We start from the raw sequence: 25,172 nt of genomic DNA on the forward strand, positions 1-25,172 counted from the left end.
TCTTTACAATATACGGCTGAAAAACCCATAGTGTATAGATGGAATGTAACAGTAATCTTAAAGCCGTTGCAGTTGACTGCTGGGTTAGCTGTATTTAGACTTTACTTTTCAAGCCTAAAACAGTTTTAATCGATTAATTATATGATACTTGGCTTAATTTTCAAAAACTTTAGAAGTAACTCTATGATGCTAAATGAATTTATAAATCGTGTTAAATCCGGCCAAATGGTTGATTTTAAGGACAGCATGGCGCTCATTGCCGAACATTATACATACCAACCTGCTGAGTTTAGTAATGGCCTACAGCAGCCTTTAGTTAATCAAGCCGGACAAAATGAAGGTTCCTGTAAGATTTTTGCCTTTGCCATGCTGCAGGGCTTAGATCAGGCCCAAACACTGGCATTATTTGGGGATTATTACCGTAAAGATGTTTTGGATAGTCCGGATGGCACTGATCATCAAAACATTCGCTATTTTATGCGTGATGGCTGGCAAGGCATTACGTTTAAATCCGAGGCTTTAACGGCTAAACATGCCGATTGATGTTCTGATAGTCGGTCAGGGCTTGGCTGGCAGTTTATTGGCGTGGGAGTTGCTGCGCCAGCAAATGCGAGTAATCGTGATTGATACGGGCAGCGAAAATGCCTCCAAAGTAGCTGCGGGTTTGCTTAATCCGGTCACTGGCCAGCGCCTGGTGAAAAGCACTGACATTGAATATCTGCTGCCGGCAGCGTTGGATTGTTATCAACTATGTGCCAGGGAATTTAAGCAAGACTTTTTTGTCCCCATGCCTATGCTACGGATTTTAAAAAATGCCCGCGAACAGCAATCTGCTCAGCAACGCTTGCAGCAAGCCGAGTACCAAGCTTTTTTGCGTGAATGCCATGATATACCGTCCACTTTGATGGCTGGCTTTGGTGTCTTGCAGCAGCAACAAACCGGGTATTTAAAAACCCGCAGTCTACTAAAAAAACTACAGGGTTTTTTTGTTGCCCGTGAAAGTTATCGACAAACCAGGTTGGATTATCAAGATATTAGCTTGCAACCTAACTTAAACTGGCTTGATATTAAACCGCAGCATATTGTGTTTTGTGAGGGTCAGCATGGCAGGCAAAATCCCTGGTTTGGCGGCTTGCCTTTTCAGCCAGCCAAAGGCGAAATTCTAAGTTGCCAAACGGATACAAATTGTCCAAATCTGATTTTAAATTTTGGTTATTGGTTAATTCCACATGGGACTAATCATTTCAGAATTGGCGCCACCTTTCAACCCGGACAAACTGATACAACACCGACAGAGCAAGCCAAACAAAGTTTATTGCAAGCATTGTTAGCCGTTTATCCCGGACTGGAGTCGATTGAAGTACTTGCACACCAAGTCGGTATAAGACCGACGACATTGGACAAGCAGCCCTTTGTTGGTTCGCATCCGCGTCAAACTAACCTACATATTTTTAATGGTTTTGGCGCTAAAGGCAGCCTATCAATTCCATGGTATGCACGTCAGTTTGTTAGCGCACTCAAGCAACAATCCAAAATACCTTCAAATGGACATGTTCAACGATACTATGAAACGCATTTCCCTGTCTGATACTGCCCATGGCATTATCCGTGAATCACTACAAGCAGGTAATGTGGCAATAGATGCTACTTTGGGAAATGGACATGACGCTTTGTTTTTGGCCCAATGTGTGGGTGAGTCTGGTCATGTCTACGGGTTTGATGTTCAGCAGCAGGCTTTGCAAGCCAGTCAGCAGCGTTTAATGCAGCATGACTTATTGGCTAGAGCAACATTGATACACGCCTGTCACGCACAAATGATTCAGCATACGCCAGCAAAACTGCATGGTCAGATAAAAGCCATCATGTTTAATTTGGGTTATCTGCCAGGGGCGGATAAACACATCATTACAAAAACCAGTAGTACTTTGCTAGCCATGAATACTGCTTGTCTGTTATTGGCGGAGCAGGGTGTGTTGACGGTAATGGCCTATCCGGGGCATGCTGGAGGAGATGAAGAAACTCTGAGTCTGGAAAAATGGCTGCAGCAACTGGATGCGGATTGTTTTCAAACGCAAACTATTTTTAGCCATCACCATCAAGCGAGTGCGCCTAGGCTTTTTGTGATTCGAAAACTGCTCTGATCTGTTATCATGCGCAGCTTTTTTACCCGTAGATAGGCATCATGTCAGAATTTAAAAACGTCAACATCGTCAAACAAGCCAATATTTATTTCGATGGCAAAGTAAATAGTCGAACCATTGTGTTTGCAGATGGCAGTAAAAAAACTCTGGGTTTTATGTTGCCAGGTGAATATACCTTTAACACTGTTGATCCGGAATTAATGGAAATTTTGGCGGGTGAACTGGATGTCTTATTACCCGGTAGTGACTGGCAAGCTGTTGCTGCAGGTGAGTCGTTCAACGTGCCAGGCAATGCAGCATTTAGCATGAAAGTTAAAACTGCCAGTGATTATTGCTGCTCATTTTTAAAATAATGACATGCAAAAGGTAGCGATTTTCGTTGATGTGCAAAATATCTATTACACCTGTCGACAGCGCTACCAAAAACATTTCAATTACAGTGCTTTTTGGCAGCAGGCTACTGAAAATCGTCAGCTAGTCGCTGCCTTTGCCTATGCTATAGAGCGTGGCGATACCAAGCAGCGCGGCTTTCAAAAAATACTGACAGACATTGGTTTCCAGGTCAAACTTAAGCCCTACATTCAGCGCAGCGATGGTTCTGCAAAAGGTGATTGGGATGTCGGTATTACCCTGGATGTGCTGGAATTGGCTGAACAGGTAGATGTGGTTATTTTACTGTCAGGCGATGGTGATTTTCAGCTGCTATTACAAAAAGCCAGGGACAGGTATCAGGTGCAGTCTGAAGTCTACGGCGTGGCGGCCTTAACGGCGCAATCGCTGATTCAAGCCGCAGATCGTTTTGTGGCGATTGAAAACGAACTCTTGTTGTAATCGTTTGAATCCAAAGCTTAAAATTGCCAGCAACACCTATCGGCTTACTTGTGCCCGTTGGGTGGTCCGGCCTACAAAATCATCGCAATCTCCGGCTAGGTAGAGCAACGCGAAACCCTGCAAAAATATGCATGCTTCATTTTATTTTGGCCTTTGGGTTGCATAATGGGCTGACTTTGCCACTGGGTTTCAATATCATTTAACCCAGCTTGCTAAACTTCAATAGTCTTTTTTCCAAATAAATTCATGCGTACCTTAAAGCTTGTTTCTATAGCCGGGCTATTTACCGCACTGATAGCCATTGGAGTTTTTTATCTGCTGATCGCTTCCTCCTTGCCAATGGAAGACGGCGAAGTGAAGCTGTCCGGCTTAAATGTCCAGGTATCGGTAGACAGTGACAAATTGGGCGTTCCCAGCATATCCGCCCAAGACCGGTCTGATGCGTTGCGGGTGTTGGGGTTTTTGCACGCCCGCGATCGTTTATTTCAAATGGAGTTGATGCGGCGGAAAAGCGCCGGGCGTTTGGCTGAATTGTTCGGCCAAGTAGCAGTCGACAGCGACCGCAAACAGCGGGCTTACCAATTAGCTAAAACTGCCAAACAAATCGTACAGGATTTACCTGCCGAGCAACGACGGCTATTACAGGCCTATGTGTCAGGCATTAATGCTTATCTGCTGCAAACCACCATACTGCCGCCTGAGTTTTTGCTGTTGAGGCACCAGCCGGAACCCTGGTGTGAGGAAGATAGCCTATTAGTGGTGTTAGGCATGTTTCAAACCCTCAACGGTTATGAACAAGACGAGCGCATGGTGACTGTAATGGAAAAGGCGCTGCCTAAGGATTTGCTAAAATTTCTAACCCCGGATACCGATAGCTATACCACTACCTTGGTTGGTGGCGATGCTCCACGGCGGTTTAGTCCGCATATTGCGACATCCGCATTTGCTAATTTGCCGGAACCGGACACTCATCTGGCTAGTAATAGTATCGATACGCAAAATATTGTCGTCGGCTCCAACAATTGGGTGGTGGCAGGCAGTAAAACCAAGGACGGCAGGGCCATGGTTGCTAATGATATGCATCTGGGTTTAAGCGTACCCAATCTGTGGTATCGGGCTGATATACGCTATCCAAACCATCACGTTTTTGGGGTGACATTGCCCGGCGTACCGGGTGTCGTGGTGGGGGGTAATGATGATGTAGCTTGGGGTTTTACCAATGTCACTGCCGATTTGCTGGATTTGATCAGTCTGGAGATCAATCCGAATAACCCGCAGGAATACCGCTCCCCACAAGGCTGGGTGGCATTTGGCACACATACTGAAACCATCTTAGTTAAAGACGCGCCCGCTATCGAAATGACCGTACAAGAAACCTTGTGGGGGCCGGTGTCCGAGCAACTCTTATTAGGTAAGTCGGTAGCCGTAAAATGGACGGCATTAGAGCGGCATGCGGTTGATTTAGGCTTGCTGAATATGGACGACGCACAAACCACCGAGCAGGCCATGTCGATGATGAATCAAATCGGCAGCCCGCCACAAAATGTGGTGATTGCTGACAGGGCAGGGCATATCGGCTGGACTTATATGGGCCGCTTGCCGTATCGGGTTGGTTTTGATGGGCTAGCTAGCCGCTCCTGGGCTGATGGTAATCTGGATTGGCAAGGCTATATTTCCCCGGAAGAGTTGCCGCATGTCTTCGACCCACCGGCAGGATTTATCGTGACCGCCAATAATCGTACCTTAGGTAGAGATTATCCGCATACGATTGCGCATAACTGGGCGCTTGGCTACCGGGCCTTTCGAATCGCTGAATTATTACGCCCACAAAATCAGCTGACGGAACAGGATTTATTGGCTATTCAGCTGGACACTCGCAATGCGGTGTATGATTTTTACCGTCAATTAGCCCTGGATACGCTGCGAGATTTAAACGATAAAGACCACGTGTTATTGGAAGTCGAACAAGCCTTAACCGCCTGGGATGGACATATGTATCTCGATAGTATAGGTGCTGGCTTGCTGGCTGAATTTAGAAACCAATTGGCGAAACAGGTGTTTGCCAAAATCGTCGCGGCCTGCCAAACCTATGATGCGGATTTTAGATATGCCTGGCGAGAAATGGAAACGCCGTTACGATTATTGTTGACGCAACGGCCGGCAGGATTATTGAAAGCCCAATATCGCGATAATTGGCAGCAGATGATAGTAGAAGCTTTACGACAATCTGCTCATCAGCAGCAGCAAGCGTATCCAGACCAAAACTTAACCCACTTGGCATGGGGAACAACTCATGCGATCAAATTGCAGCATCCTTTCAGCAAAGTGTCGCCGCTGTTAGGCAAGTTATTGGATATGCCCCGTTTCGAGAGTGATGGTTGTGCCAGTATTTGCGTAAAAGTCATGGATACTGCGCATGGTGCCAGCGAGAGGTTAGTGCTGTCGCCTTTACATCCCGAGGACGCACTATTCCAAATGCCGGGTGGACAATCCGGGCATCCTTTTTCCAAACATTATCGGGATCAACAACCCTATTGGCAGGCTGGTATTGCCGCACCTATGCAGGCGAAAGGCAAGATACATAATTTGTCTTTTTTGCCGTAATAGCCAAATTGGTCAGGTTATTGCGATTAGTGTAGAAGTGAGACTCGCTGATTTTCACTGCTGAGGGATTGATGGTGTAGACGAGTAGAAGCTACAACGAGAATGATTAAGAATGGTGCGGGCGGTGTTTGAATCAGCGGGTTATAATTCAGCCAACTTGCTTAAGATAGGTCGACCCATTTTGTAGGGGCGGTTGGATTTTTGTAAGTCGTGAGGTTTTGTAGCGCCACCTCAATGCAAAATCTTCTAATTATTTATGAGGTGTTAATTCAGAGGGAAAATGATGGAAAAACTAGCAGCACTTTCGTTAAGCATTGGTCTTTTGGCTGGCGTCGCAACATTTTTGGCGGTAGGGCCTGCCAGCGGCGTATTTTTTATTTGGGCGGCAACCATTTCTTGGGCGGCCTATTTCATGTTAGGCGCCAATAAAGAAGCCGTAAAAAACATTATCGTATGCGGTATTTTTGGTGTGGTGATGGCCTGGATTACAGCAATTTTGCTGACTGGTATTTCACCTGATGCAGTACTTGGTTTTAGCCTGACGGCAGCGATTACGGTTGCTGTTGTGGTAACCGTTATGTGCCTTTTGGCAGTTATTCCGCAACTGTCAGTTATTCCTGTCAGTGTGTTGGGCTATTCGGCAACCTTTGCTTATTTATTGCAAACACCAGGCAAATTGACCCCAGATGTATTATTAGGCGTTTCATTGGATAATCCTTTGTTAGTGATTTCCATCTCACTGGTAATTGGTGTTTATTTGGGTCAGTTCTCGGCGCAATTGGCCGCTAAATGGACTAAAGAGTAAGGCTTACTCATTTGTTTATCCAGGGCGGGTTACAAAACCGTCTTGGGTAAATTTAAATATGGTGTTGGCGTTCCAGTCGACACCATTTCAATTTTTCCTGAAAAGTTCCTCTGCAGTGCATACCCAATATCCTGATGCTTAAAACTAGACCTGTGATTTGGTTTAATCAAGTCCATTTTTCATTTGAATTGGAACTATCCGTCGATCGATAAGACTAATTGTTTTAAGATTAAATAGTGGGGGTGTCCCATGAAAATGGAAGCTGTTAAATCCAGTGCGATTGATGTTGTCGGTTACGACGAGCAAACACATAAACTGCGGGTTTCATTTCGACACGATAAACCGCAAGAGTTTTGCCATGTGCCAGAACAAACATTTAGCGCATTCATCAAGTCCCGCTCAAAAAGTCGTTTTTTTAAACGAAATATTCAAGGCTGTTTTCCCTGCTAAAACTTAGGCACTCATAATCTCCCCTGTTTTCAAAAGGGGAGATTAAATCCTTGTTGTAGCTATGATCAGAATTTGGACAAGTTATCCGTGACTAGAACCTTAGTCTGTGATCGCATCGTTCTGAATGATTGCGGCGGGTCTTGTTTCACCCTTACCAATTTCCAATAAATCCCAAAATAACAAACCACCACCGACGGCTGTCATCAAGCCAAACACCATGCGCCATACCATGGCTTGCATGAACCAGTGGTTGTTTTGGGCGGCAAAGTAGCCAGCCCAGGTTGAGCCTTCCACTGCACGCTCGATAAAAGATTGTTCGTAACCGGCTATCAATAATGCGACAGTCATACCCATGACGCCCAAATTTAATAGCACGGCAGCTGTTTTCCAACGCCAGCCATTTGCAAGATCACCGCCCATCCAAACATTACCGCGCACTTGTTGCGCAGCCAGATAGAAGAAAGCGATATTGATGGTGGCGTAAGCACCGAAGAAAGCCAAATGACCATGTGAAGCTGACCATTGGGTGCCGTGGGTGTATAGGTTGATTTGCGGCAGGGTATGCATAAAACCCCACACACCAGCGCCGAGAAAGTTACCGAAGGCATGAGCGATGATCCAGGTCAGGGCAGGGTGGTTACTGTTTTTAAACCGATGCGCACCTGAATCGTAAATCGAATGGACTACCATGGCTACCAAAGGAATGGGTTCCAGGGCAGAGAAAAAACCGCCGATGGTAAACCAGTATTCCGGCGTGCCTATCCAGAAGTAATGATGACCCAAACCCAAAATGCCGGAGCCGAACATTAACGCCACTTCAATATACAACCAGGTTTGTACCACTTTTCGACGTACACCCAGCAGTTTCATCAAGCTCCAGGCCATGATGCAGCCGACTAATACTTCCCAGGTGGCTTCTACCCACAGATGGATTACCCACCACCACCAATATTGGTCAACACTGATATTGGTGACATAAAACATACCGGCGGTATACAAGCCGGCTAGTGCAACCAAGTCTAGGGTTAAAACGCCAGCGATACCGGACCATTTGCCGGCAGCAAACGTGGCGGTAACGTTATAGAAGAAAACCAGTATCACAATCACTATGCCAATGTCGGCCCAACGCGGTGCTTCGATATATTCGCGACCTTCGTTGATCAACCACAATGATGTGTCATCACCACTGCCGATTTGAATCAGTAAATAGACCAGCACGACTATGGTTACAGCACCCGTTAGCACCCAAAATGCCAAATGCCCCCATTTCAGGCCGACGATGGGTACGCCACTTTCTTCCTCCAGAAACCAATAAATTGAGCCGAGGAAACCATACAACATCCATACCACCATGGCATTGATATGCACCATGCGATTGACGTTGAAATCCAGGATTTCGTACAAAAAGCTCGGAAAAATGAACTGCATTCCGGCCAGCAGACCGAATAACAATTGGGCCATGAACAACACCATGGCCACAGTAAAATAATGCACTGCCAGTTTTTGTCCGCCGCTGAGGTTCGGATTAGCCATGAATTTGGCATGTCTTTGCTTACAGTTACTCCAGTACACTGCGGCTTTTTCTTGATAGGTTTGTAGCGTCATCGTGTTAATCCTCTTCGCCGATGGCTGTAAAATTATGCGGGAAACCATTGGTGTCAATAGCCGACATCCACTTTAAAAAGGCGACGATGGCTTCTGCTTCCGATTGAGTAATATCCAGATTGGGCATTTTGCGATTTGACCCGAAAGTGCGCGCGTTCTTTTCCGGATCGAGCAGGAAATTTACCATCAATTCTTCGCGTGAGGCTTTTGCGCCCCAGCCTTGATCCAGCCAGGCTTTGGTTAAGTCCGGCGCGTAATAAGCCCCGTTGCCTAGTAAAGTGTGGCAATTCATGCAGTTTTTTGTTTGCACGGTTTTTTTGCCGTGATCGACCAGCTTTTCAGCCTCTTCTTCAGTGAGCATTTTGCCGAACAAGGGTGCATCGCCACCAATTATGGGTTGATATCGCTGCTTGGTTTTGTCGAGACGGTAGCTGATGTCCTTATTGATGACGCTATAAGCCTGCACGCGGGAGCCGCCGGCGGTAATTTGAGACATGGAATCGAAGGTTAAAATAACCAGTAACACGAAAGATCCGCCGGTTACCCAGATAGCGGTTTTTTTCCAGAACGTTTCCGATGCCCATTTAGGGACTTGCTCAGTCATGGTGACCTCCAGAGTGATGAGAATGTTTGGGTTCGAGCGTGTGAGTAGCTACACATAAATGCCAGATTAAACGCGGCATGAAGGCATAACCTAGGGCCATGGTCAGCGACAATAACAGCCAGTAACCGCTAAAATTATTCACAATGCTGAATATGCCCACACAAACCAGCAAGATGATATAGGCAAGCCAAGCTCCCCAGTAAACGCTACGGCGGGCGCTAATTTTGGCCCAAGCAAACAGGCCGGCGTAGACGGTAGCGGTTAGAATAATCATTGCGGCACTGAAAAAGCTCAGGAAAAAATCGGATAATGCAACGGGCTCAATCAGCATAGAAATTTACCGAGTAATGAACAAAATTAAAAACATCAGTCTAAAACTAATCTTTATTGAAAGTGTAGAGCTTAATAAAGTATATTTCAAATGCAACTTATAAAAAAAGCACATCATGCAATTAACAACACATACGGATTATGCGTTACGGGTTTTGATTTATTTGAGTTTGCACCCTGATCAACTGGTTACCATCACAGAATTAGCCGAGTTTTTCGGTATCTCCAAAAACCACTTGGTTAAAGTAGTGCATAACTTAGGCTTGAAAGGTTTTGTAAAAACTGTACGTGGCAAAGGCGGCGGAATTTGTCTGTCTAGGCCTCCGCAACATATCAATGTTGGCAATGTAGTCAGGGAGATAGAAAACCATTTTCAAATCGCCGAATGTTTTAATCCTGAAAAACAAGGGCATTGTGCGATTCAACCGGAGTGCGGATTAACCGGTTTATTGGGTAGGGCAGTAGAGGGTTTTTTACAAGTATTGGATGATGCCGTTTTGACGGACTTATTACCGATGACCGATAGGTCGGCAAATATTTTGCACCATATTACAGACGCTTAATCTTTGTTCGCCCTCAACGATGTAATGCAGATAATATTCCTTCAATGCGCAGGTTTATTCACTTTTCGACGATTAAGCAGAGTATGCATGGCCAGGGCCAGCAATATTAATCCGGTTCCGCTGGCGATTTTTATAGTCAAAGGTTCTTGATTGACGCTGTAGCCTAAAAACAATGAAAACACAGGCGTGATCAGGGTAATCAACGCCACAGTGGTAGCCGGCAGGTAAGATAAAACGTAGTAGTACAAGGCAAATCCAATCGGCGTGGCGATAACGCCTAGGTAAAGTATGGATAGCTGGGTTTGTTGAGATAGGCTTTGCGGTAGGCTGGCATGGTCCAGCCAATACCAAGTCAGCAAATAGGCCGGTAAAGCCAACAGCATACCGCCGCTGATTTGAGTCAGAGCGGGTAGATGGGCGTTGATCTGCTTGACCCATACCGAACTGACTGCATACAGAAAGGTGGCGATCAACATGGCAATCATGCCTTGCATGGCTTGTTGGTTCATTTCCAGAGCAGAATCAAACATGATTACCAAGCCGGCCACGCCCAAGGTATAAGAAAACAACTTACCCAGGCTTAAACTGCGCTCGTTTAAAAAAGCGGCGGCTAAAAATGCGGTCATCAAGGGCGTCAGACCAAAAATAACGGATAACCAGCCTGAGGGTATGAACTGTGCGCCCCAATAGGTAATCAGCATACTAAAATACAGTTGCAAGGCCACTGCAAGATAGGTTTTTAAAGCGGCTTTATGTAATCGTAGGGGTTGCCGGGCAATCAGCATCAAGAAAAACAAGCAGATGGCGCCAATACTCATGCGTGCGGTAACGCCAAAAATGTAACTGACATCGACTGAGCTCCATTTGATCGCTAATGGCGTGGTTGACCAGATTACGACTACGCCTAAATAGGCCAGAAAAATCCGCATTTAATTACTGCTGCGCGCGTTGCGTCAGCAAATCGTCGACTACCGCCGGATCAGCCAGGGTGGAGGTGTCGCCGAGATTACTGACATCGTTAGCGGCGATTTTACGCAGAATACGGCGCATGATTTTACCGGAGCGGGTTTTTGGTAGGCCAGGTGCCCATTGAATAAAATCGGGTAAAGCAATGGCGCTGATTTCCTCTTTAACCAGTTCTTTCAGTTGTTTTTTTAGCGCATCTGTAGGTTGAACGCCGGCATTAAGGGTGACATAGGCATAAATACCTTGGCCTTTGATAGCATGCGGGTAACCGACGACTGCAGCTTCCGCTACATCATGATGTAGTACCAGGGCGCTTTCGATTTCAGCCGTACCCAAGCGATGACCGGAAACGTTGATGACATCGTCCACTCGACCGGTAATCCAGTAATAACCGTCTTGATCACGTCTGGCGCCATCGCCGGCAAAATAATACCCGGGGTATTTTTTGAAATAGATATCGATAAAGCGCTCATGGTCGCCATAAACCGAACGCATTTGTCCAGGCCAGGAATGAGTCAATACCAGATTGCCTTCCGCTTCACCCTCCAGTAAATGCCCGTCATTGTCAACAATAGCCGGCACTATGCCAAAAAACGGCAAAGTTGCCGAGCCGGGTTTTAAAGCGGTAGCACCTGGAAGCGGGGTGATCAAAATACCGCCGGTTTCAGTTTGCCACCAAGTGTCGACAATAGGGCAGCGCGCTTCGCCGACCACATGGTAATACCATTCCCAGGCCTCGGGGTTTATCGGCTCGCCAACACTGCCCAAGATGCGCAGGCTGGTGCGCTTGGTGCTGGTGACATAGTTGTCGCCTTGTGCCATCAGGGCGCGAATCGCAGTGGGGGCCGTGTAAAAGATATTCACTTGATGCTTGTCCACTACTTGCCAAAAGCGATCGGCGGCGGGGTAGGTGGGGACGCCTTCAAACATTAAGCTGGTGGCGCCGTTACACAGCGGTCCATACAACACATAGGAATGGCCGGTTATCCAGCCAATATCTGCGGTGCACCAGTAGATATCGCCTTCCTGATAATCGAACACATATTTATGCGTCATCGCTGCGTACAACAAATAACCGGCTGTGGTATGCAATACACCTTTGGGTTTGCCGGTGGAGCCTGAGGTATACAAAATGAATAATGGATCTTCCGCATCCATCATCACCGGTGGGCAATCTGCCGAGGCTTGTTGCATGGCGGTGCGGTAACAAACATCACGTCCTTCCATCCAGGGAATCTCATGGCCGGTGTGTTTGATGACAATAATGGTTTTTAGATTGGGACATTGGGCAGCGGCTTTATCGGCGGTGATTTTGGCCGGAATGATTTTGCCACCGCGATAGCTTTCGTCGGCGCAGATCAAAAAACGGCAATCAGCATCTAATATACGGTCGCGTAAAGCATCGGCAGAAAAGCCGCCAAACACGATCGAGTGTATCGCGCCTATGCGTGTGCAGGCTAAAATAACCACAGCCGCTTCGCTAATCATGGGTAAATAAATGCATACCCGGTCACCTTTTTGCACGCCTTGGTCTTTCAATACATTGGCAAACTTGCATACCTCGCGGTGGAGTTCACGATAGGTTAATTTAGAGTCGTAGTCGGGATGATCGGCTTCGGAAATAATCGCCACCTGATCACCACGTGTTTCCAGGTGTCTATCCAGACAGTTAACACTCACATTCAACTTGCCGCCGATAAACCAATGGATATCGCCTTGTGGGAAATCGCAATGCGACACTTCTTGCCAGGGTTGATCCCAATCTAAAAATAGCTTGGCTTGCTCGGCCCAAAAAGTGTCCGGATCAGCTATCGATTGCTGATAAAGCTTTTGGTAACGTTCTGCATTGATGTGCGCCTTGGCGGCAATCTCGGGTTTTACCGGATAAATGTGATGTTCTGACATGGTAATTCCTTGGTCTATATCCAACTTATAGGGCGAGTAAATTAGAGAATTGGCGGTTGAATTGCACGAACTTTTTGTAAAGCCTGTGGTTGCCAATGCGCTATGGCCCAGTTTAACTGCTGTTGTATCGATGCGCTTAGCAGGTTTTCTGGTGGGTTTTGCTGTAAAAGTTTTAACAAAAAAAACAACGTAGCTGTGGGGTGGCTATCATCAATAGGTGCTGCTAACGTCTGTTTGCTGAGCTTATCGCCATGCTCATCGACAATTAACGGTAAATGCAGGTAATGCGGTGTGGGATAGCCTAATAATTGCTGTAGATAAATTTGTTTGGGTGTTGAATCCAGCAAATCCGCCCCTCTTACGACATGGCTGATAGCCTGGCTATTATCGTCAATCACAACGGCAAACTGATAAGCGATGATTTGATCTCGTCGCCGAAGCACAAAATCACCCTGCTCCAACGCAAGATTTTGGCAAACTTTGCCCTGTAAAGCGTCATCAAATTCGATCGTTAAGTCCTGGGTCTTTAGGCGTAATGCGGTTGTATTGTCGTCAGGAAAACCAGCCTGACGACAATATCCAGGATAAACCAGGCTATTGCCTAATTTTTTACGACTACAACGACAGGCATACAGCCATTGCTGACGCTGTAATTTTGCCAAGCTCTGTTGATACTGCTGCAGATGTTGGCTTTGAAAATAAACTTCGCAATCCCATTGCAAGCCAAATCGTTGTAGACAGTGCAAGATAGTATCCGTAGCGCCAGTTACATTTCGCGGAGTATCCAGGTCGTCGATTCTTAGACGCCAAAATCCCTTATGGTAACGGGCATCCAGATAACTGGCTAAAGCGGTGGAAAGCGATCCTAGGTGAAGCGGACCGGTTGGCGAAGGTGCAAACCGGCCTATGTATGAAGGGGTGGATACCGACAGAGTTAACCCATTTGTTTTTCCCGGATTTCATCCAGGGTTTTGCAATCGATACACAAGGTTGCGGTTGGACGCGCTTCTAAACGACGAATGCCGATTTCCACACCACAGGTTTCACAATAGCCATAATCGCCGGCTTCGATATTTTTAATCGATTCTTCGATTTTCTTGATCAGCCTGCGCTCACGGTCGCGGGTACGCAATTCCAAACTAAATTCAGATTCTTGCGTGGCTCTGTCGTTGGGATCCGGAAAGTTGGCTGCATCATCCTGCATATGATGCACAGTTCTATCCACTTCCTGCATTAAATCCGATTTCCACTTGTTCAGGATATTGGTGAAATGCTGCAACTGGGCCTCATTCATGTATTCTTCACCCTCAACTTCAACATACGGTTTGAGGGTAAATTCTGTAGTGGAACTATTCATCCATTGACTCCTGCCTATCTTTCTAAAATTGGGGGGCTTTTTATCAGAATGACCGGCCACAAGCAAGAAGTTTGTTATTATGCACGCCCATTAGCTCAATGGATAACAAGGATATGAAACAGCAAGTCGCAGACAGAATGCAAGGCATATCAGCCTTTTATGTCATGGAATTATTACAACGTGCCAAACAATTAGAGCGTGAGGGCAGAGACATTATTCACATGGAAATCGGTGAACCCGATTTCCAAACCCCGCAAGCGGTCATCGATGCCGGCAGAGCGTTATTAAAAACCGGTGAAGTGAAATATACTGCTGCAGCCGGGATGCCGGAATTGCGTAGCAGTATTGCCGATTATTACCAGCAGCAGTATGGTGTAACTGTCGATCCGCGGCGGGTTTTTGTGACTCCGGGTGCTACTGGGGCATTTTTATTGGCGTTTGGTATTAGTTTAAACCCTGGCGAGCAAGTGATGATGTCTGATCCTTGTTATCCCTGTAACGATAACTTTGTCCGTTTGTTCAATGGTCATACGCATTTTGTTAATGTCGATGCCAGTACCCAATATCAACTAAGCGCCGATTTGATCGCCAAAAACTGGTACCTGGCCAGTAAAGGCGTGTTGATTGCTTCACCCTCTAATCCCACCGGCACCTTGATTAACCGTGAGGATTTTCATAAAGCCATCACTCAGGTACATCAGCTTGGCGGCTGTTTTTACTCTGATGAAATTTATCACGGTCTGATTTACGATCAGCCTGCTGTTAGTGCTTTGGTTTTTAGCGATGAAGCTTTTGTAATCAATAGTTTTTCCAAGTTTTTTGGCATGACCGGTTGGCGCGTGGGTTGGTTGGTGGTGCCGGACGCCTTTGTCGAAGCGGCTGAAAAGCTGGCGCAAAATATTTTTATTTCAACGCCTACACATTCGCAATATGCTGCTCTGGCGTCTTTCACGCCGGAAAATATGGCAGAACTGGAACGTCGCCGGATTGAGTTTAAGGCCCGTCGGGATTTTTTGTATGAAAACTTGCTAAGGCTGGGCTTTAAAATTGCCTGTAAACCCGAAGGCGCATTTTATATTTATGCCGATTGCAGTGCTTTTACCGACAACAGTTTTGAATTTGCCAGAGCATTGTTAGAACAGGAAGGTGTGGCGGTTACCCCGGGTCGTGATTTTGGCTTATATTTGGCTGATCAACATATCCGTTTTGCATATACTGCTTCTATCGATAGAATGTCTGCCGCTTTAACACGATTGGAACGCTTTTTATGCCGATAACACAATGTAGTGCACAAGAATTACAACAACGCTTGGAAGATAACGAAGACTTTTTACTATTGGATGTGCGTGAAGCCAATGAATACGCCTTTGCGCAGATTCAAGGCAGCCTTCACATACCCTTACGACAAATACCCGAACGCATACAAGAACTGAATCCAGAGCAAGACCTAGTGGTGCTCTGTCACCATGGCATGCGTAGTCAGCAAGCTTGTCTGTTTTTAGAGCAATACGGATTTACACGTCTTTTCAATTTAGTCGGCGGCATAGATGCCTGGTCCTTAAGTTGCGATACCACAGTTTCTCGCTATTAAAAGAATAATAACAATATGTTTTTAAAAGAATTTTACCAAACACAAGATAACGGCTTGCGTATATCTGCAGAGCAAGCGAGTAGCTTTGCCAAGGAAATTGCTCACGATTTCAATCCGCTACACGATGCCGATGCCAAGCGTTTTTGTGTGCCGGGTGATTTATTATTTTCTTTGGTGCTGGAGAAATATGGTCTCAGTGAACATATGCACTTTATATTTTCAGGCATGGTGGGTGATGGGGTTTTGCTGAATTTTCCGGAAACCGATGCCGAACAAATCGATGTTACCGATCATCAAGGTAAAACCTATTTGCAAATCCAACGTTCCGGCAAAATCAATCATGACCATGCCATGATTGAAGCCTTGATTCGCGATTATGTGGCATTTTCCGGGCAAAACTTTCCTTATGTGCTGGTGCCTTTGTTGGCAAAAGAAAATGTCATGTTCAACATTGATCGACCGTTAGTGATTTATGAAAGTATGACGCTAAATATCGCGCAGATAGACGTGGACAATCCTCGCCTGGAAATGCTGGAACCCAAAATGGAAGTTAATGGTAAGCGCGCCACTGCTTATCTATATTTTCAGATTAAGTCGGGTGACGAGGTCGTGGGGACGGGGTTTAAGAAGCTGACTGTCAGCGGTTTGCGTACCTATGAAACCGAGCCTATGGATGCATTTGTTGATGAATATCTGGCCCGGAAAAATGGCTATCTGGCAAACCTGATTGCCAATTAAGTTTTTTTAATCATCGGTTTTCACTATTCAAGTAGCGATCTACCGCTTAAATACCACCGTCATGCCCGCCGGGAAGCGGGCATCCGTGGCTTATGGATCCAGGTGATCTTGCCTTAGATAAAGCTAGTTGGGTTCTGCTGAAGGTGCTTTATAATCAGAATTCTGAAATACACCTCGCTCCGCATTATCTGCCATTGCCATGAAATATGGACACAAGAATCTTCCTCTTTTATGGCCTGAGTGCCATGATCAAAATTTGCTTTCTGTTTGTCAGTTTATGCTTGATAAGCGCTTGATCTACATTGTCAGAACATAAAACAGCATTTAACAAACGCCTGCATTACATACTTTGGTTGCACTTCTTAACCCGTTTTAATTTCTAAAGCGATGTATCCAAGGGTTCTACTATCACCATTTCACCGGCTTCGACCCCCTTGCATTCACTGTTAAGTACAATAAAACAATTAGCTAAACTGGTTACTTTGAGTTGATGAGAGTCCTGTTGTCCGGCTGCTTGGACACTAAATTCACCCGGTGAAATTTGTCGCAGGATGCCGCGCTGATATTCCTGCCGACCGGGTGATTTGCGTAGCGGTGTTTCGCAGCGGGCAAGCAGTTGCAATGCTTGTGTTGGATACAATCCGGAAAGTTGTTGTAAAGCCGGTTTCACAAACTTTTCAAATGTCACTAATACAGCTACCGGGTTGCCGGGCAAACCGAAAAACAAACAATCATCGATCTTGCCAAAGGCTAATGGCTTACCCGGTTTGATAGCCAATTTCCAGAAATTGACCTGACCGCATTTTTCCAGTGTTTGTTTGATAAAGTCGGCATCCCCAACCGATGCGCCGCCGGTAGAAATCAGCACATCAAATTTGCCGGCAGCTGAGCTGATGGTGTGCTCAATTAACTGACTGTCATCTTTGATGACGCCTAAATCGGTAACCAGATGATTAGCCTGTTTTAATAAACTATCCAATAAATAACGATTGCTGTCATAAATTTGCCCAGGCTGCAAAGCTTGGCCGATGGCCGTCAATTCGTCGCCGGTGGAAAAAAAGCCAATTTTTAAGCGGCGCGTCACTTGAACTTTGTCTATGCCTGCGGCTGCCAGTAAACCTAAGTCACTGGCTTTTAGTTTTTTGGGCGCCTTGATTAACCGTTCATGTTGTTTAACATCGCTGCCTGCTGCGCGGATATTTTTAAATGGCTTAGTGTTTTCCGGCAGCGTGATTTGATCTGCCTGGCGGGTAATCTGTTCCTGGGCAATCACACTATCGGCAAAATCCGGTACCACGGCACCGGTAAAAATGCGTATGCATTGATTGGGTTGGGCTGAGCCTGTAAAAGGTTTTCCGGCCCAGGATGTCCCAATGACCTGCAACATAGTCGCCTGGTTTTTGATCAGGGCGTCGCTAGCAAAGGCATAGCCATCCATTGCAGCATTCCGTTGCGGCGGAATATCGATGGGCGTATGAATACTTTGTTGCAGGATGCGGTCTAAAGCTTCCGTCAAGCCTATCGATTCGTGTTGCTCAATCGGTTTAATAGCCTGACGTATGTGTTGTTGCGCTTGCTCAACGGATAATAATGCGGCGCTTTTGGGGTAACAAATTTCGGTCACGATGCGGGCTCGAAAAAATAGTTAAAAATAAAATGGGCGATAGCTTGTGGGCAATTCAAATCCAAACAGGGTAAATAATTGGTGGTGTTTAATGGCTGGTCGCTAGCGATGGCAATAATGTTGCTATCATTGGGATAGATTAATTCTTTGCCCAGGCTTGGGCGGTGTAATTCAATTTTGGGAAAGCTTTCATGTCGAAAACCCTCCACTAGAATTAAATCCAAATCTGCTTGTGGAAAAGCAGCTAACTGATCGATTAAATGTACCTCCAACAATGGTTGAAACTCAGTAATCAGGGCTCGACGATAGGGCGATACTATCATGACAGGCGATGCGCCGGCGGCCCGCAATTCATAGCTGTCTTTGCCAGGATAGTCTATTTCAAAGTCATGATGGCTGTGTTTGATCAAACCGACTTTCAAGCCTCGTTGCTTTAGTATCGGTATCAGGCGTGTCAGTAAATAGGTTTTGCCTGTGCCGCTGAAGGCAGCAAATCCGAGAATAAAAGGTTGTTGCAAGGTCATTGATGTCCTTAGTCATATGAAGCCAATAACATTCTAAGGTATTATGACCTATTTGAAGTTAATGCTGGCAGGGAGAAACCGTGATACGCCTTTTGTTGTTATTGGTACCGGTGATGCTGGTTTATCTGGCGATTCGCTGGTTCCAGAAAACGCCACCTGAGCAGGTTAGCAAGTGGTTCAAAAAAATCGGCTGGATACTAGTCGTTGTATTAATGCTAGTGTTAATGGGGACTGGAAAGCTTAATTGGCTTTTTGCGATGCTTGGTGTCGCCATCGCTTTTATGGTTCGGTTGATGCCGGCTATTTTAAATTACGCACCACAACTCCATCGTCTTTGGATGTCATTCACTGCCGGTAAACAACAGCAATATCATCAGCAACAATCTAACCGGCCTCCGCGGGGTAACAATATGAGTAAAGCTGAGGCTTTGGAGGTGTTAGGTTTGACTCCGGGCGCTAGTGAAGAACAAATTATTCAGGCGCATCGGAAGCTGATAGCAAAATTACACCCGGATAAAGGCGGTTCCAATTATTTAGCGGCACAAATAAATTTAGCTAAAAAAACACTATTGAATAGTTAAATCCGATTGATTTTGTTGTAGTTCAAACCCAAGTGCATTGTTCCTACGCTTTGCACTCATCGTTATACACAAGTCACTCGCCTCAGAACCCCTCTCCATCAGGAGAGGGGGCTTAACACCATCAGATTAAAGTGTTCCAGCATGGAAATCATAAGCGGAAGTTGATTTTGGCGAAATCCTAAGATTAAAAACCCTTACAAAACGGCTTATCAATTGGTGTCGATTTCATAGTTAAGTTTAATCCGTTGTGAGGTGCCGGCCTGGGTCTCTACGTTGAAGGATTGGCTGAGTTTGTGTTTCAGAACCAATACAGCCTGTTGATTGAATATTCCGACTTTGGTGCCGACATAGAAATCCGGGGTTAAATATTGACCTACTGCCAACATAGTGTCTTGCAGGGCTTTGCCTTGCTTGACTTCAAATTCATCCACCCCCAGTTTTTCAGTCAACCAGGATAATTGTCCGGCACCATAAGACAAAGCCGCGCCAGCAACCATGCTGCCATCCGATTTTCCGACTTGATTCAATGACGAGCCGGTAAGCAAATACGCCAAGGCTTCGGATTCAGGCAAAGACGGTTCCGAATAAATCCGGGTTTTGGGGGCTTTTAACGGGCCGGTTAAGCTCAATATAGCCGTGACATTCTGGTCTTTAGAAACCCGAATTGCCTCCACATCCAGCCAAGGCGAATCGACAGGGCCATCAAACATAAAGCGGCCTTTACGCACGGTCAAGTTTTGACCATAGCTTTGGTAACGGCCATTTTTCATGTCAATGGTGCCATGCATCGCTGTTTTGTCGCCGGATTGATTTATTTTTAACTTACCGTGCAATTCGGTAGTAAGACCTTGTCCGGAAAAGCGTACCAGCGGGCCTAATTCAACATCGATATTCGTATTCAGGCCCACTGTGGTTCCTGGTTTTTTTTCGCTGATGGTTTGACCTTTTATCACTTCATCTTCACTGACGGTAACGGCATTTTTAGGTAACTCCTTTAAGGTGATAATGGCCTTAGGCACCAGTAGATAACCGCTTAGTTTGCTCTCTGTTTCGGCCAGTGTCAGCTTTAGGTCGGGACTAAGAGTGACTTCAGCTTCCGGCAGCTTGGCTACTTCAAAATCACTGCCTTGAATACTAATCTCTGCCTTGCCGTCCAGACCGATCAAACCATTGATGTTTAATTGCCCTTCAGCGGAGTTTACACTGCCGGTCACTTGCATGCGTTGACCTTGTTCGTCTGCGGTAAGAATTTTTAAGTTGATATCACGCAGACTAATACCCAGACTGGCAACGTCGGTAGCACCTTGCGTGAGCTGAATATAGCCTTGTGAAATCGGTTGTTCCATGCTGCCATTGACAGACAAATCGGCTTTAATCTGGCCTTTAATATTGGATAATTCAGGCGCCAATGCGTTGAATAAGGCAAGGTCCTGCATGGAAGCATTTACTTGTCCCTTTAAGCTCTTACTTGGGCCAGTATCGGCTTGCAATTTGACGCGTAAGAAATCCTGATTGCTCATCAATAACTCAAGATTAGCCGAAAGCTGGTCGCCATTGATATCGCCGCTCAGGGTCGATGCAGCAAACGGTACTGTAATCTGTGTCTGGGCATTTTTGAACCCGAGGCTACTATTAGCTGGTATGGCCAATTGATAATGGCCATTAAACTGGTTTTTCCTTTGTTGTATTTCTGCAGAAACATCAATAATGCCGGTAAATTCCATAGCCTCTTTGCTATCGGATTTAGGCAGAAACTTTGGCGTTGCGCTACCTTTTAGGCTAATGCTGTTGTTTTGTCCGCCAGAGGCATGGACATGCAGATTAATTTGATCTAAAGCAACACCCGCTTCAGCCATTTCCAGTTTAGCGGATAGCAAATCGATATCGCCGGCAATCAAAGGGCTACTTAGGTTGCCTTGTAATTTTAAATCTGTCGTCAATTGACCACTCAGCTCAGAAACGCCAGGCATAAATGCTCTAAACAATGACCAGTCTGCAATCGACGCCTTAATTTGACCCGACAAAATCTGGGATGCATGAGTGTTGAGTTGCAATTGTGCCGTTAGATTATCCTTGCCGGTCAATGCCAAATCAGCATGACTGGATAACAGATTATTTTTTAGCGTGCCATCGATACTTAAGCGACCTAAAGTCATTTCCTGGCGGTTTTGAGGCTCCTGTAAAATGACTTTGCTATTGGCCGGCATTTCCAGCCGAAAATTACCTGCCAATACACCTTTACGTTGCTGCAATTCCGTGTCGGCATTAACCAGGCCTTTTAACTGCCATTGCGCGGGTAAATAGGCTTGTAATAGTGCAGTTGGTAACTCTGTGGCTTTTAATTGCAGGTCAAAATCGGAATTTGCTTGGTAATGGCTGCTGACACACAATGCGGCAGAATTTTGTATTAAACAGGTATCCGGCAAGCTAAGCTCTATACCCGCATCTTGTTTGGAAGCCTGGATTTTGCTGGGTGCCTTTAATTGCCATTTCCCCAAATCGGCGCTGTCCAGATTAAGTTTGCTGAGATTACCCTGCCAGTCCTGGTCATGCATGCTACCACTCAGGATTGTTGACAAAGAAACCAAAGAACTTTGAATGTCCAGGGTGAATTGATGCTGTTTTAAACTGCCGCTGCCGTTTAGTATCACGGAAGCGATGTCTTGATCAGCTGTTTTAATAGCGTTGGCAGTAAACTGTAATGTAGAGATTCGTTGGTTATCGGGTTGATAATCGATAGCCAGACTGAGTTTTTGGATTTGCTGATCTTGGTATTTAAGTTGCTGTCCTTTGGCCTGAAATAAAATAACCGGCTGTTTAAGGTTACCCTGAATTTTGCCAGCGCCTTTTAAACTGCCGGCCAGACCTGGCCATAACGTAGCCAATGCTGGCGTGTCGATGTTGAACAGCAGATTAGATTGCTCAGAGCTCAAGCTGCCATCTGCGCTGATACGGTTACGACCGGAGTTGATAGTCAGCTGATTGATGGTATAGATGTCATCGGCCATGGCTAATTTACCGCTGGCATCGATAGGATTGCCGCGCAATTGACCGTTTAGTGTGTTGATAGCCAATTGTATTTGGTTGCTTTTATCGCTCAGATTGCCTTGAATATGGCTGTCAAACGTTAGCTTGCCAGGAAGATCCGGCAAAAAAATGGCCGGATTGAAGTTTTTACCCTGGGTGTTTAAATCAAATACGGTGTTAGTTTGCCAATCAACCATCCCGGCAATCAGCAATGAGCCGGCATCGGAAGCGATTTGTAAATTTTCGATATTGATACCATTCGGGCTGCCTTTGCCCTGAAAATTTAGTTGGGCGCCGGGGAGATAGTCCTGGGTCAAAGGCCCGACCAAAGTTAATTGATAAGCATCCAGCGGGCCATTGATTTCAAAATAGCCTTTTTCACTCATAATTTGTGGCTGAGTCGTGGCTAATGGCCAGCTTAGTTGTTCCCAGTCACCGCGGGCTTTTATTTCGAGTGCAGTTTGCAGTTTATCCAAGGCGCCTTTTAGCTTGAGTTTAAACGGCGAGGACTGCTGAATATCAAAAGCTACTTGATTGATATCCCCGTTGATTAAGGTTTCTGCTTGCCAGTGGCCGTAGTCGCCGGCTGCCATTTGCAATTGGCTTTTCAAGCTAAAAGGAAATTGCTTGCCCAGAGTTACCTGCGCCTGCAGGTTGGCGTTTATTCCATCAGATTCTATGGTGAGTGTGGTGATCTTGAGTTGGTTTTGTTCCGTTAGCGCCGAAAGTTTTAACTGTTGCAAATTGTAATGCGCACTGCCATCTTCATAGTGCAAATTGGTAATCGAGAAGTTTTCCAGGATTAGTTGCAGCGGCAAAAATACTTCGGCATTAAAATCAAATGTGCTGGGTTCTGCGGGGGATGTTTGTTTAATGATGATGTCCACCCCATTCAGGCTTAAATCAACCAGTTTTAAACGGCCGCTCAGTAATTGTCCGGGTTGCCAACTTAAGTTGAAATGCGCGATGTCGATACGTTCATTGGCAGATTCGTAATGTAGTTGACTGAGTTTGATTTGCTGCAGAAAATTCCCTTCAATCTGAGCAACTGAGGTTTCTGCCGGTAAGGCCGACAAGACTTGTGTTAATAACCAGCGACTACCGGATGCACTGCCCAGCAAGGCAAACAGGGACACTGGAATCAATAGAATTAAGCACAGGCCAAGCAGAAGGGCGCGTTTTTTCATAAACGAGTGCCAGCGGCAAAATGAATTTGAAAAGATGAATCGGCTTCATCTAACGGTATGGCAAAATCAACACGTATCGGCCCGATAGGTGAATACCAGCGTGCACCCAAACCCACCCCGGTTTTCATCTGAATATCATCCAGATTATAGGCGTTTCCGCCGTCGATAAATGCAGCAACCCCCCAGTCGTCAAATAGGGTTTGTTCATATTCCAAACTGACAACACTCAGAAAACGGCCTCCAATCACATTACCTTGACTATCTTTTGGCCCTAGTTCTTTGTAAGCATAACCCCGGATGCTGTTCATGCCACCAGCATAAAAGCGATAGGTGGAAGGCAAGCGCTCAAAGTCATCCACCCAGGTTGCGCCTTGCTCGGCACGGGCAATGATGCGGCCATCCCAGGGGACCGGATGGGTCCAAACCGCAGCCATCGAGCCTTGCACCAAGCTGATGTCGGATATTGGATTTTTATAACCACCGGCAATATTAAAGTCTAATCGATAACCGTGTTTTGGACGCAGTGGATTGTCTGCTACCGAAAGTAACCAACTGCCGCCTGGCAGGAGTAATAAGGTGTTATTGTCTAAGTTACTGTCGCTTATAGAAGCTGCGGTATATTTTTCATAAACTGAATCCAGATACAGGGTTTGTCTCCAGCCACTCTCGTAAGCGTGTTTCAGGCGGGCCGATAGTTTGCCGGACAAGGAGTTAAAGCTTTCCGTACGCTCACGTTTAAGCCCGCCGCCAAAGCTGAAGGTTTCTGTTATTGGGTTTTCCAAAGGCACGTTGTACTCAACATCTGCGGTGGATAATACGGGCGATAAATCGATCTCAGAGGTTAAAAAGTGACCTCTGCGGTTGAGTCGGCGATTAATATAGGATGCGCCCAGCAAGGGGCCTTTATCGGTGTCATAGCCGACACCGATACTGTAATGATGAATCTTTTTCGGGTATAGCTTCATGCTGATGGGGACATCGAGTTGCTTGATTTCATCCATTTCCGGATGAATATCCACCATTTCAAAGTAACCGGATTTGGACAGCGCATTATGGGTTTGAGCCAGTTGCGAACTGGAATAAAACTCGCCGGGTTTGATTTGGATGAATTTACTGACAAAATCCGGCTCAAGTATGTCTTGATCGATAGTCAGTTCACCAAAATAAAAGCGCTTACCGGCATCGTAAACCAGTTTAATCTGGGCGCTATTCTGCTCTTTATCTACCAACAGCTCTTTTTCGACGAATTGGCCTTTTAAATAACCGTGCTCCATGGCCAGGGTTTCAATCCAGCTTTTCATTTTTTCGTAATAGCTATGATTTAATACCGTGCCGGTGTCGCCAAGCAGTTTGTCTCGCAGTACAATAAATTCTGCGTCATCTTTCGCGTCGCCCTCAATAATGATATCGATGCTGTCGATTATAACGCTGGGGCCTGGCTCTACTTCAAAGTCAGCTTGCCAGCAATCAGCATCAAACGACAGGTTTTGACTGCTACTGGCATGGTAATAACCTAGCGCGCGCATAGCTTCGTCTATTTCAACATTAGAGTTATTAAACAGTTGGCGTATTTTCCACTCAGGCGTGTCGCATTGTTCTTTTGCTAGCGATACTGTCAACTTAACGTTGGTTTCGGCTTGTGCAGACAAACCGGAAACAGAAATTTCCCCGCTAGCCTGCAAAGATATTGATAACAGCAGCATCCAGGTAAAATAACGTACCCGCTGGATGTTTAACAT

Annotated in this window: 24 protein-coding genes; 13 read left to right on the forward strand and 11 right to left on the reverse strand. The window is 45.9% G+C overall.

The annotated features are described in order from the left end of the window. Nucleotides 1-183 precede the first annotated feature (183 nt). From A1359_RS09360 to A1359_RS09395, 8 genes are all read left to right on the forward strand, one after another. The gene (locus A1359_RS09360; protein ID WP_066981446.1) at nucleotides 184-543 is read left to right on the forward strand and encodes a HopJ type III effector protein; all 360 of its coding nucleotides are present in this window, start codon (nucleotides 184-186) and stop codon (nucleotides 541-543) included. Next, nucleotides 533-1,588 carry an NAD(P)/FAD-dependent oxidoreductase gene (locus tag A1359_RS09365; RefSeq protein ID WP_066981449.1) on the forward strand — a complete coding sequence of 352 codons (1,056 nt, stop codon included), beginning with the start codon at nucleotides 533-535 and terminating at the stop codon, nucleotides 1,586-1,588. Before A1359_RS09360 ends, A1359_RS09365 begins: the two co-directional genes overlap by 11 nt. Beyond that, a complete protein-coding gene (locus A1359_RS09370) occupies nucleotides 1,566-2,141 on the forward strand; it encodes a class I SAM-dependent methyltransferase (protein ID WP_066981601.1) in 576 nt (191 codons plus the stop codon). Before A1359_RS09365 ends, A1359_RS09370 begins: the two co-directional genes overlap by 23 nt. Nucleotides 2,142-2,182: 41 nt before the next feature. After that, complete coding sequence (ppnP, locus tag A1359_RS09375) at nucleotides 2,183-2,494, forward strand: pyrimidine/purine nucleoside phosphorylase (protein WP_066981451.1); 312 nt, start codon at nucleotides 2,183-2,185, stop codon at nucleotides 2,492-2,494. 4 nt (nucleotides 2,495-2,498) lie between these two features. Further along, nucleotides 2,499-2,972, forward strand: a complete 474-nt coding sequence (locus A1359_RS09380; RefSeq protein ID WP_066981454.1) for a LabA-like NYN domain-containing protein — start codon at nucleotides 2,499-2,501, stop codon at nucleotides 2,970-2,972. Between the two features lie 246 nt (nucleotides 2,973-3,218). After that, entirely contained in the window at nucleotides 3,219-5,576 is a 2,358-nt protein-coding gene (locus tag A1359_RS09385) for a penicillin acylase family protein (protein WP_066981457.1), read from the forward strand. Nucleotides 5,577-5,859: 283 nt separating this feature from the next. Then, nucleotides 5,860-6,381 carry a DUF1097 domain-containing protein gene (locus A1359_RS09390; protein ID WP_066981460.1) on the forward strand — a complete coding sequence of 174 codons (522 nt, stop codon included), beginning with the start codon at nucleotides 5,860-5,862 and terminating at the stop codon, nucleotides 6,379-6,381. A gap of 249 nt (nucleotides 6,382-6,630) precedes the next feature. Beyond that, nucleotides 6,631-6,831, forward strand: coding sequence for a KTSC domain-containing protein (locus A1359_RS09395; RefSeq protein WP_066981463.1), 201 nt, complete (start codon nucleotides 6,631-6,633; stop codon nucleotides 6,829-6,831). A 99-nt stretch (nucleotides 6,832-6,930) separates the two neighbouring features. Here the strand turns inward: A1359_RS09395 and A1359_RS09400 are convergent, their stop codons facing one another. Genes A1359_RS09400 through A1359_RS09410 form a run of 3 tightly spaced genes read right to left on the reverse strand, consistent with a single transcriptional unit; the run spans nucleotide 6,931 to nucleotide 9,371 of the window. Then, nucleotides 6,931-8,436 (reverse strand): cbb3-type cytochrome c oxidase subunit I, encoded by a 1,506-nt coding sequence (locus A1359_RS09400; protein ID WP_198159313.1) that lies wholly within the window; start codon nucleotides 8,434-8,436, stop codon nucleotides 6,931-6,933. 4 nt (nucleotides 8,437-8,440) lie between these two features. After that, complete coding sequence (locus A1359_RS09405) at nucleotides 8,441-9,040, reverse strand: c-type cytochrome (RefSeq protein WP_066981466.1); 600 nt, start codon at nucleotides 9,038-9,040, stop codon at nucleotides 8,441-8,443. Beyond that, complete coding sequence (locus A1359_RS09410; RefSeq protein WP_083960572.1) at nucleotides 9,033-9,371, reverse strand: hypothetical protein; 339 nt, start codon at nucleotides 9,369-9,371, stop codon at nucleotides 9,033-9,035. Before A1359_RS09410 ends, A1359_RS09405 begins: the two co-directional genes overlap by 8 nt. Nucleotides 9,372-9,486: 115 nt before the next feature. Here A1359_RS09410 and A1359_RS09415 point away from each other — a divergent pair, with 115 nt between their 5' ends. Beyond that, nucleotides 9,487-9,933 (forward strand): Rrf2 family transcriptional regulator, encoded by a 447-nt coding sequence (locus tag A1359_RS09415; RefSeq protein WP_066981468.1) that lies wholly within the window; start codon nucleotides 9,487-9,489, stop codon nucleotides 9,931-9,933. Between the two features lie 41 nt (nucleotides 9,934-9,974). Here A1359_RS09415 and A1359_RS09420 read toward each other — a convergent pair whose 3' ends face one another. Genes A1359_RS09420 through dksA form a run of 4 tightly spaced genes read right to left on the reverse strand, consistent with a single transcriptional unit; the run spans nucleotide 9,975 to nucleotide 14,161 of the window. Beyond that, entirely contained in the window at nucleotides 9,975-10,862 is an 888-nt protein-coding gene (locus A1359_RS09420; protein ID WP_066981471.1) for a DMT family transporter, read from the reverse strand. A 4-nt stretch (nucleotides 10,863-10,866) separates the two neighbouring features. After that, entirely contained in the window at nucleotides 10,867-12,804 is a 1,938-nt protein-coding gene (gene acs / locus A1359_RS09425) for an acetate--CoA ligase (RefSeq protein ID WP_066981473.1), read from the reverse strand. A gap of 41 nt (nucleotides 12,805-12,845) precedes the next feature. Beyond that, complete coding sequence (gluQRS, locus tag A1359_RS09430; protein ID WP_066981475.1) at nucleotides 12,846-13,736, reverse strand: tRNA glutamyl-Q(34) synthetase GluQRS; 891 nt, start codon at nucleotides 13,734-13,736, stop codon at nucleotides 12,846-12,848. 2 nt (nucleotides 13,737-13,738) lie between these two features. Continuing rightward, a complete protein-coding gene (gene dksA, locus A1359_RS09435; RefSeq protein ID WP_066981478.1) occupies nucleotides 13,739-14,161 on the reverse strand; it encodes an RNA polymerase-binding protein DksA in 423 nt (140 codons plus the stop codon). 113 nt (nucleotides 14,162-14,274) lie between these two features. Between dksA and A1359_RS09440 the strand changes: the two genes are divergently transcribed. From A1359_RS09440 to A1359_RS09450, 3 genes are read left to right on the forward strand one after another with little or no spacing between them, the layout of a single operon-like run. After that, the gene (locus A1359_RS09440; RefSeq protein ID WP_066981610.1) at nucleotides 14,275-15,438 is read left to right on the forward strand and encodes an aminotransferase class I/II-fold pyridoxal phosphate-dependent enzyme; all 1,164 of its coding nucleotides are present in this window, start codon (nucleotides 14,275-14,277) and stop codon (nucleotides 15,436-15,438) included. Further along, complete coding sequence (locus tag A1359_RS09445) at nucleotides 15,429-15,752, forward strand: rhodanese-like domain-containing protein (protein ID WP_066981481.1); 324 nt, start codon at nucleotides 15,429-15,431, stop codon at nucleotides 15,750-15,752. Before A1359_RS09440 ends, A1359_RS09445 begins: the two co-directional genes overlap by 10 nt. A gap of 15 nt (nucleotides 15,753-15,767) precedes the next feature. Beyond that, nucleotides 15,768-16,490 carry a DUF3581 domain-containing protein gene (locus tag A1359_RS09450; RefSeq protein WP_066981484.1) on the forward strand — a complete coding sequence of 241 codons (723 nt, stop codon included), beginning with the start codon at nucleotides 15,768-15,770 and terminating at the stop codon, nucleotides 16,488-16,490. 379 nt (nucleotides 16,491-16,869) lie between these two features. Here the strand turns inward: A1359_RS09450 and moeA are convergent, their stop codons facing one another. Both moeA and mobB read right to left on the reverse strand, forming a co-directional pair. Next, complete coding sequence (gene moeA / locus A1359_RS09455; RefSeq protein WP_066981487.1) at nucleotides 16,870-18,114, reverse strand: molybdopterin molybdotransferase MoeA; 1,245 nt, start codon at nucleotides 18,112-18,114, stop codon at nucleotides 16,870-16,872. Beyond that, the gene (gene mobB, locus A1359_RS09460) at nucleotides 18,111-18,638 is read right to left on the reverse strand and encodes a molybdopterin-guanine dinucleotide biosynthesis protein B (RefSeq protein WP_066981490.1); all 528 of its coding nucleotides are present in this window, start codon (nucleotides 18,636-18,638) and stop codon (nucleotides 18,111-18,113) included. The genes moeA and mobB overlap by 4 nt, the downstream gene beginning before the upstream one ends. Nucleotides 18,639-18,718: 80 nt before the next feature. On the opposite strand from mobB, the gene A1359_RS09465 reads away from it, so the two are divergent. Beyond that, entirely contained in the window at nucleotides 18,719-19,219 is a 501-nt protein-coding gene (locus tag A1359_RS09465; protein WP_066981493.1) for a DnaJ domain-containing protein, read from the forward strand. 209 nt (nucleotides 19,220-19,428) lie between these two features. Here the strand turns inward: A1359_RS09465 and A1359_RS09470 are convergent, their stop codons facing one another. After that, a complete protein-coding gene (locus A1359_RS09470; RefSeq protein WP_066981496.1) occupies nucleotides 19,429-23,433 on the reverse strand; it encodes a translocation/assembly module TamB domain-containing protein in 4,005 nt (1,334 codons plus the stop codon). Further along, nucleotides 23,430-25,172 carry an autotransporter assembly complex protein TamA gene (locus A1359_RS09475; RefSeq protein ID WP_066981613.1) on the reverse strand — a complete coding sequence of 581 codons (1,743 nt, stop codon included), beginning with the start codon at nucleotides 25,170-25,172 and terminating at the stop codon, nucleotides 23,430-23,432. Before A1359_RS09475 ends, A1359_RS09470 begins: the two co-directional genes overlap by 4 nt.

The sequence above is a fragment of the Methylomonas lenta genome, assembly GCF_001644015.1.
GTDB lineage: Bacteria > Pseudomonadota > Gammaproteobacteria > Methylococcales > Methylomonadaceae > Methylomonas > Methylomonas lenta.